This window comes from Microbacterium sp. 69-7, assembly GCF_001897985.1.
GTDB lineage: Bacteria > Actinomycetota > Actinomycetes > Actinomycetales > Microbacteriaceae > Microbacterium > Microbacterium laevaniformans.
In genome coordinates, this window is sequence record NZ_MKRU01000016.1 from 17,138 (window position 1) to 24,726 (window position 7,589).

The following is a 7,589-nucleotide window of genomic DNA, read 5'->3' on the forward strand; positions in this document are numbered from 1 at the left end:
CGATCGTGAGCCGTCGACGTCGGATGAGGATGACGACGACGCGGATCCCCCCGCCGCCGACTCCGAGGTCTGACGTGCGGATCGACGTCGTCACGATCTTTCCCGCATTCTTCGACGTCCTGGAGGTCTCGCTTCTCGGGCGCGCCCGCGATGCGGGCATCCTCGACGTGCGTGTCCACGACCTGCGGGACTTCACGCATGACCGCCATCGCACGGTCGACGACACACCGTACGGCGGGGGCGCGGGCATGGTGATGAAGCCCGAGCCTTGGGGGCAGGCGCTGGACGCCATCGCCGCAGACGCCACCGAGCCGATTCGGTTCGTCTTTCCCTCGCCCGCGGGTGCGGTCTTCACACAGGCGGCGGCGCGCTCCTGGGCGGCCAGCGGAGAGCATCTCGTCTTCGGATGCGGCCGCTACGAAGGCATCGACGAGCGGGTGTTCTCGTACGCGGCGACTCTGGGCGAGGTCAGTCTGACCAGCATCGGAGACTACGTCCTCAACGGCGGCGAGGTGGCGGCGATGGCGATGATCGAGGCCGTCGGCCGCCTGATTCCCGGCGTCGTCGGCAATCCCGAGAGCCTCATCGAGGAGTCCCACGAAGACGGCCTGCTGGAGTACCCCTCCTTCACGAAGCCCGCGGCGTGGCGCGGGTACGACGTTCCGGACGTGTTGCTCTCGGGCCATCACGGCCGTGTCGCCGACTGGCGCCGAGAGCAGCAGATCGAGCGCACCCGCGCGAGACGGCCGGATCTTCTCCCGGACTGACCGCGTCCCCACCGGCGGCCGCGCCGCCACCGGCGGCCTCAGTCGACGCCGAGGAACGAACGATCGGTGAGGATGATCGGACCGTCGGCGGTGATCGCGACGGTGTGCTCGGCGTGCGCGCCGCGTGAACCGTCGGCGCTGCGCAGCGTCCAGCCGTCCGGGTCGGTGACGAGCTCGTCGGTGGTCTGCAGGAACCAGGGTTCGAGGGCCAGCACGAGACCCGGACGCAGAGGGTAGCCGCGACCCGGCTTGCCGTCGTTGGGGACGTGCGGGTCGCCGTGCATCGTGCGTCCGACGCCGTGGCCGCCGAAGTCGGTGTTGATCTGGTACCCGTCGGCGTGCGCGACCTCGGCGATGGCGTGCGAGATGTCCCCGATCCGCCCCTCCGTGGTGGCGGCGCCGATCGCGGCATCCAGGGCGCGCTGTGTCGTGTCGATGAGGGCGAGGTCCTCGTCGCGAGGCGTCCCGACGATGAACGAGACGGCCGAGTCGGCGACCCAGCCGTCGACGGCGACGGCGAAGTCCAACGTCACCAGGTCGCCGTCGCGCAGCGCGTAGTCGTACGGCAGGCCGTGCAGCACGGCATCGTTGACCGACGTGCAGATCACCTTTCCGAAGGGGCTCGCGCCGAACGAGGGGTGGTAGTCGATGTAGCACGATTCAGCGCCTGCCCGCCGGATCAGGTCGTGCGCACGGCGATCGATGGTCAGCAGATTGGTGCCCACCTTCGTCTCGTCCCGCAGCGTCGCCAGAGTCTCTGCGACGAATCGCCCCGCGGGACGCATCGCCTCGATCTCGGCGGGAGTGCGCAGTTCGATCATCGTGATCCTTTCGTCAGGATCCATTCTGTCTGACCGGCGTAGCATCGAAGGTATGTGGCTGCGTCAGACGTTCTTCCGGTGGCTGATTCCGGCGGCGTTCGTGCTGCCGTTGTGGCTCGTCGTCGGCTGGATCGTCTTCGGCGCCAGTCCCTGGGCGCTGCTGTGGGTTCTGCTGTCGGCGCCGATCGTCTTCGTCTGGCAGCTGGTGCTCGCTCTGCTCGTGCGCGCCCGCGGAACCGTCCGCGCCGAACGTGCCGTCTCGTGGACGGATGCCGGCCTCATCGGAGCCTGGCATGTGCTCGTCGTCGCGCTGGGCATCTTCGACGGTCGGTGGTGGTGGCCCACGCTGGCCGTGACCATCGTCCTCGGTGTCGTCGCACTGTCGTCGGCGCTGCGGCAGCTGTGGCGCGAGACGGGGCCGAGCGTCTCGATCCTGCGCACTGCCAGCGGGGTGGGCTACGTGCCGCCCGCGCGCCCTGAGCACACGGGTGGGTCGAATCCCGAGGAGATCATCGTCATCCGCGAGAACACGCCGCCCGGATCGTGAGACGCCGGTTTTGATGCGCTCGGCATCCATGGCAGAATGGATGTTTGTGCCCTGAACAGGCTCTGCCTCAGGGGAGCACGGCGCCGGCAACGGATGCCTCGGGCACACGCCACCTTTTTCCATCCCCATCTCGCGATCGACCTGTGGCGGTCGCAGGAAGTGACGATCATGCAGATTCTCGACGCCGTCGACGCGGCTTCGCTGCGCAGCGACATCCCCGTCTTCGCCCCCGGCGACACCGTCAAGGTGCACGTCAACATCACCGAGGGCAACCGTTCCCGTATCCAGGTCTTCCAGGGCGTCGTCATCGGCCGCTCGGGAGACGGTGTGCGCGAGACCTTCACGGTCCGCAAGATCAGCTTCCAGGTGGGCGTGGAGCGTACGTTCCCGGTGCACAGCCCGGTGATCGACCACATCGAGGTCGTCACCCGTGGCGACGTGCGCCGCGCGAAGCTGTACTACCTGCGCAACCTCCGCGGCAAGAAGGCCAAGATCAAGGAGAAGCGCGACCGCTGACGCGCTGTCACCTCGGATGCCCCGGACCCCGCGGTCCGGGGCATCTGTCGTCTGCACGCCGCGCGGCATCCGGTGAGGCGCGCACGCTGCACACAGCCCGCATGTGCGACCCTTGAGAGGCGGCACAGACGGGTGCCGGGAGCGAAGAAAGACAGGCATGAGCTCGGACAACACCACGGCCCCGGATACGGTGCTTCCCTCCCGTCAGCGTCGACGCCGCGGCGTCTGGCTGCTTCTGCGCGACGTGTTCGTCATCGTGTTGATCGCGGTCGTCGTGTCGTTCGTGATCAAGACCTTCCTGGTGCGCTCCTTCTACATTCCGTCGGGCTCGATGGAACAGACGCTGCTCATCAAGGACAGGATCCTCGTCGACGAGCTCACGCCGCGTTTCGGGGGGTACCAGCGCGGTGACGTCGTCGTCTTCCGCGATCCCGGCGGATGGCTGCCGCCGGCGCCGGCGACCCCCGCCCAGCCGCCCCTGGCGCAGGCCGCCGATTGGCTGCTTTCACTCGTCGGCATCACCGCCTCGGATAGCGATGAGCACCTCATCAAGCGGATCATCGGCGTGGGCGGCGATCACGTCGTCTGCTGCAACGCGATCGGTCAGGTCACGGTCAACGGGACACCGATCGATGAGACCCCCTACCTGAATCTGGCTCCCGGCCAGAGCGCGCCGCAGCCGGTACCGTTCGATGTCGTCGTACCGCAGAACTCGCTCTGGGTGATGGGCGACAACCGCGACCACTCCCGCGACTCGCGCTACAACATGGATCAGCCCAACAAGGGGTTCGTGCCGTTGGGCAACGTCGTCGGGCGCGCTTTTCTCATCACGTGGCCGTTCGACCGCTTCGGCACCATCGACGGGCACCATGCCGTCTTCGCGGGGGTGCCGGCCCCCGGCGCCGGATGAGTGTCGTCACGCCGCGGCTGACCGTCGAGCGGCGCCTGCTGCGCGAACACGAGATCGTCATCGCGTGCGACGAAGTCGGCCGGGGTGCGCTCGCGGGCCCCGTCGCCGTCGGAGCCGCGGCGCTCGGACCGGCGGCGGCCCGACGGCGGTTTCCGGAGGGGCTGCGCGATTCGAAGCTCGTGGCCGCGCATCGTCGGCACGATGTCGCCGCACGAGCCGCCGCCTGGCTCGACGCCTCCGCGGTCGGCTGGGCGAGTTCCGCCGAGATCGACGAGGTCGGGATCATGCGGGCGCTGGGCCTGGCGGCCCTGCGTGCACTCGGCGAGCTACGCGCACAGGGCTTCGTCCCCGACGACGCGATCGTCATTCTCGACGGCAATCACGACTACATCACCGCCTCAGGCGGGTCGGGTCTGCGCGTGCATCCGATCATCAAAGCCGACCGCGACTGCGCATCGGCCGCCGCCGCCTCGGTCGTGGCGAAGGTCGCCCGCGACGACCTGATGATGCGCCTGCACGAAGAGCACCCGGTCTATCTCTGGGAGCGCAACAAGGGCTACGCCAGCCTCGAGCACCGCAGCGCGATCCGTTCGCACGGTCTGAGCCCCCATCACCGGGCGTCGTGGGCCATCGCCGACGCTCCCACACTGTTCTGAGCGGATGCGGCGGCATCCGCTCGGCTCCTCCGGCCGCATAGGATGGGACCACCATGGACGACGAGGGCTTTGACGACTACGACCGCGAACTCGAGCTGGCGCTGTACAAGGAGTATCGCGATGTCGTGTCGCAGTTCGCTTACGTGATCGAGACGGAGCGACGCTTCTACCTCGCGAACGACGTGAACGTCGTGCGTCGCGACACCGAGCACGACTTCTATTTCGAGATCTCGATGACCGACGTCTGGGTGTGGGACATCTACCGCGCGGACCGCTTCGTGAAGTCGGTGCGCGTGCTCACGTTCAAGGACGTGAACGTCGAGGAGATGCAGCGCAGGGACTTCCAGCTTCCTGACGAGCTCGCCCTCGACTCCTGACCTCTCCACCTGCACGTCGACTCTTCCTCCCCACCGCACCGTTGAGCGGGCCTGTCCACCGACTGGCTGACATGGCACGATGCGCGGTCGAAGCGGGGGCACGCTCTCTTCCATGGCAGCCAAGGACGAGCGTGGACGGTCGGGGGAGCAGAGAGCGGCGCAGTATCTGAGCGAGGCGGGGTACACGGTCCTCGCCCGCAACTGGCGTTGCGCGTTCGGAGAGATCGACATCGTCGCCCTGCGCGGCGAGGAGGTCGTCATCGTCGAGGTGAAGTCTCGACGTTCCGACGCGTACGGCCACCCGTTCGAGGCCGTCGATGCGCAAAAGCGCGCCCGTCTGTGGCGTCTGTCCACGACGTGGGCGGCGGCGCACCCCGCCGCCGCCCGTGGTCGCCGCCTCCGCGTCGACATCATCGGTGTCACGGGCCGCGACACCGCGACGGCGCGCATCGAGCACCTCGAGGATGTGCGATGACGGTCGGCAGGACGTGGGCGGTGGTGCTGACGGGGCTGCACGGCGATCTCATCGAGGTCGAGGCAGACCTGTCGAGTCAGACGCCGGCCTTCGTCATCATCGGGCTCGCCGACAAGGCGATCGGCGAGGCACATCAACGGGTGCACAACGCCTGCGCCAACAGCGAGCTGCCGCTGCCGCGGCGCAAACTCACCGTCAACCTCTCACCGGCGAATCTTCCCAAACAGGGCTCCGCCCTCGATGTCGCGATCGCGATCGCCGCGCTCGCGACCGAGCACGCCCTCGATCGCGACTCGCTCGCGCAGACGGCGCACATCGGTGAACTCGGACTCGACGGCCGGCTGCGGCCCGTCCCCGGCGTGCTGCCGGCGGTGGCGGCCGCGGCCCGGATGGGGATCCGCAAGGCGGTCGTACCCTTCGCGAACCGGGAGGAGGCCGCCCTCGTCGAAGGAGTCGAGGTTCTGGGGGCCGTCAGCCTCCGCGACGTAGCACGCTGGCACGGCCTCGACATGGACGAGGTGCCACTCGAACCCGTTCCGCACCCGGCTGCGGGCGGCGCTCGTGGCCACGCCGACGTTCCCGATCTCGTCGACGTCATCGGGCAGGCTGACGCCGTCGACGCGCTCACGGTGGCCGCCGCGGGTGCACACCACCTGTTGATGAGCGGCCCGCCCGGAGCCGGCAAGACGATGCTGGCGCGGAGATTGCCCGGCATCCTTCCCGGCCTCGATGACGAGGATGCCGTGCAGGCCGCGTCGCTGCGGTCGCTGGCCGGCGAACCCGTCGACACACTGTGTCGCACGCCTCCCTTCGAGGCACCTCATCACAGCGCGAGCGCGACGGCGTTGATCGGAGGCGGAAGTCGCGCCGTGCGCCCGGGCGCCATCGCCCGCGCGAGCGGGGGCGTCCTCTTTCTCGATGAGGCCGGCGAGTTCGCCCCGCACGCGCTGGACGCGCTGCGCCAACCACTGGAGTCCGGCATGATCGAGATCCACCGGGCCGGCTTCCGTGCGGTGTTTCCGGCGCGGTTCCAGCTGGTTCTCGCAACCAACCCCTGCCCGTGCGGCAACTACGGGGTGCCGGCCGCTGAGTGCACGTGTCCCTCGCTGGCGATCCGGCGCTACCTCGGCAAGCTCTCAGGGCCACTCCGCGACCGCATCGACATCGAACTGGGACTGCGGCGCGTGTCGAGCGCGCAGCCGGGGACGGCGGCCGGGGCCACGACGTCGGCGCAGGTCCGGGAACAGGTCGGTGCCGCGCGCGAGCGCGCCCGCCATCGCCTCCGTTCCACTCCGTGGGCCACGAACGCCCAGGCGTCCGGTCCCTGGCTGCGCAACGGTCCTCTCGCCCCGGATGCTGACATCCGCCGTCCGCTGGACGCTGCTCTGCAACGCGGATCGCTGACACTGCGCGGCTACGACCGCGTGCTGCGAGTGGCTTGGTCGGTCGCTGATCTCGCCGGTCACGATCGGTTGCGCGCGGCCGATATCGGACGGGCGCTGTACCTCAAGAAGGGTGTGGGCTTATGAGCCTCGTGCCTGACGCCGGTGTCTCCCGCACAGCCCTTCGCGGGCTGGTCGGTGACGGGGTCTCCGACGACGAGGCGCGCACCGCGTACGCCGCAGCGATCTGGTCGACGCTCGTCGAGCCGGGCGACGGGACGGCCGGTGCGCTGATTGCGCACTACGGTGCCGCCGAGGCGCTGGAGCGTGCCGTGGGCGAAGCCACATCGGGCCTCGGCGGTGGCGCCGGCGTGACCGAGGAGGATGTTCGTGCTGCGCGCGCCCGATGGCTGCCCCGCCGTGGCGAGGTCGACCGTGTGCTGGCAGCCGCTCGCCGAGCGGGAGCTCGGCTCCTCGTGCCGGGCGAGGAGGTCTGGCCGCGCGCGCTCGATGACCTGGGTGTGCACGCACCCGTCTGTCTGTGGGCTCGGGGCGACGTCCGCGCGCTGTCGAGTTCTGCCACGCTGGCGCTCGTCGGCGCGCGGGCCGCGACGGCGTACGGCACGCACGTCGTGACGGAGCTCGCCGCGGACTCTGCGGCGAGGGGGGTCGTCGTGGTCTCCGGGGCGGCCTACGGCATCGACGGAGCGGCACACCGCGGCGCGTTGCGCGCCGACGGCACAACGGTCGCCGTGCTGGCCGGCGGAGTGGACCGGCCCTACCCGGCCGGTCACGATGACCTGATCGCGGCGATCGCGACGTCGGGGCTGGTGCTCGCCGAAGTGCCCTGCGGCACAGCGCCGACCAAGTGGCGCTTCCTCGCGCGCAACAGGGTGATCGCAGCGTTGGCGGGTGCGACGATCGTCGTCGAGGCTGCCCACCGGAGTGGGGCATTGAACACCGCTCACCATGCCGCCGCGCTCGGACGCGCCCTCGGCGCCGTTCCCGGGCCTGTGACGTCCGTTATCTGGGTGTTGTCAAGGGGGTGAAGCAAGATTGTGCGGGAGCGGCATGTAATCGACGTCAGCTACTGGCAGGCGAGCTCGTACCCGCTGTGCTTGGCGATGGGGCGGTAGGT

The 7,589-nt window shown here is 69.4% G+C and carries 10 protein-coding genes; 9 read left to right on the top strand and 1 reads right to left on the bottom strand.

Annotation, left to right across the window (positions count from 1 at the left end):
- Positions 1–74 precede the first annotated feature (74 nt).
- Positions 75–767 carry a tRNA (guanosine(37)-N1)-methyltransferase TrmD gene (gene trmD / locus BGN98_RS01700; protein ID WP_061683699.1) on the top strand — a complete coding sequence of 231 codons (693 nt, stop codon included), beginning with the start codon at positions 75–77 and terminating at the stop codon, positions 765–767.
- Positions 768–805: 38 nt separating this feature from the next.
- Here trmD and map read toward each other — a convergent pair whose 3' ends face one another.
- Positions 806–1,588, bottom strand: a complete 783-nt coding sequence (gene map, locus BGN98_RS01705) for a type I methionyl aminopeptidase (RefSeq protein WP_061683700.1) — start codon at positions 1,586–1,588, stop codon at positions 806–808.
- A gap of 52 nt (positions 1,589–1,640) precedes the next feature.
- Between map and BGN98_RS01710 the strand changes: the two genes are divergently transcribed.
- From BGN98_RS01710 to dprA, 8 genes are all read left to right on the top strand, one after another.
- The gene (locus BGN98_RS01710; protein WP_061683701.1) at positions 1,641–2,135 is read left to right on the top strand and encodes a hypothetical protein; all 495 of its coding nucleotides are present in this window, start codon (positions 1,641–1,643) and stop codon (positions 2,133–2,135) included.
- 168 nt (positions 2,136–2,303) lie between these two features.
- Positions 2,304–2,651, top strand: coding sequence for a 50S ribosomal protein L19 (gene rplS, locus BGN98_RS01715; protein ID WP_005050240.1), 348 nt, complete (start codon positions 2,304–2,306; stop codon positions 2,649–2,651).
- A gap of 157 nt (positions 2,652–2,808) precedes the next feature.
- On the top strand, positions 2,809–3,561 hold the full coding sequence (gene lepB, locus BGN98_RS01720) for a signal peptidase I (RefSeq protein ID WP_061683702.1): 753 nt from the start codon (positions 2,809–2,811) through the stop codon (positions 3,559–3,561).
- Complete coding sequence (rnhB, locus tag BGN98_RS01725) at positions 3,558–4,217, top strand: ribonuclease HII (protein WP_061683703.1); 660 nt, start codon at positions 3,558–3,560, stop codon at positions 4,215–4,217. Before lepB ends, rnhB begins: the two co-directional genes overlap by 4 nt.
- Before the next feature lie 53 nt (positions 4,218–4,270).
- Positions 4,271–4,594 carry a DUF2469 family protein gene (locus BGN98_RS01730; protein WP_005050243.1) on the top strand — a complete coding sequence of 108 codons (324 nt, stop codon included), beginning with the start codon at positions 4,271–4,273 and terminating at the stop codon, positions 4,592–4,594.
- Between the two features lie 112 nt (positions 4,595–4,706).
- Positions 4,707–5,069, top strand: a complete 363-nt coding sequence (locus tag BGN98_RS01735; RefSeq protein ID WP_061683704.1) for a YraN family protein — start codon at positions 4,707–4,709, stop codon at positions 5,067–5,069.
- Entirely contained in the window at positions 5,066–6,598 is a 1,533-nt protein-coding gene (locus tag BGN98_RS01740; protein ID WP_061683705.1) for a YifB family Mg chelatase-like AAA ATPase, read from the top strand. The genes BGN98_RS01735 and BGN98_RS01740 overlap by 4 nt, the downstream gene beginning before the upstream one ends.
- Positions 6,595–7,500 carry a DNA-processing protein DprA gene (gene dprA / locus BGN98_RS01745; protein ID WP_288119153.1) on the top strand — a complete coding sequence of 302 codons (906 nt, stop codon included), beginning with the start codon at positions 6,595–6,597 and terminating at the stop codon, positions 7,498–7,500. Before BGN98_RS01740 ends, dprA begins: the two co-directional genes overlap by 4 nt.
- The last annotated feature ends 89 nt before the right edge of the window (positions 7,501–7,589 follow it).

Coding starts and splice junctions, on each gene's coding strand:
- map (WP_061683700.1), bottom strand. CDS start 1,588: ATGATCGAACTGCGCACTCCCGCCGAGATCGAGGCGATGCGTCCCGCG.
- BGN98_RS01710 (WP_061683701.1), top strand. CDS start 1,641: ATGTGGCTGCGTCAGACGTTCTTCCGGTGGCTGATTCCGGCGGCGTTC.
- rplS (WP_005050240.1), top strand. CDS start 2,304: ATGCAGATTCTCGACGCCGTCGACGCGGCTTCGCTGCGCAGCGACATC.
- lepB (WP_061683702.1), top strand. CDS start 2,809: ATGAGCTCGGACAACACCACGGCCCCGGATACGGTGCTTCCCTCCCGT.
- rnhB (WP_061683703.1), top strand. CDS start 3,558: ATGAGTGTCGTCACGCCGCGGCTGACCGTCGAGCGGCGCCTGCTGCGC.
- BGN98_RS01730 (WP_005050243.1), top strand. CDS start 4,271: ATGGACGACGAGGGCTTTGACGACTACGACCGCGAACTCGAGCTGGCG.
- BGN98_RS01735 (WP_061683704.1), top strand. CDS start 4,707: ATGGCAGCCAAGGACGAGCGTGGACGGTCGGGGGAGCAGAGAGCGGCG.
- BGN98_RS01740 (WP_061683705.1), top strand. CDS start 5,066: ATGACGGTCGGCAGGACGTGGGCGGTGGTGCTGACGGGGCTGCACGGC.
- dprA (WP_288119153.1), top strand. CDS start 6,595: ATGAGCCTCGTGCCTGACGCCGGTGTCTCCCGCACAGCCCTTCGCGGG.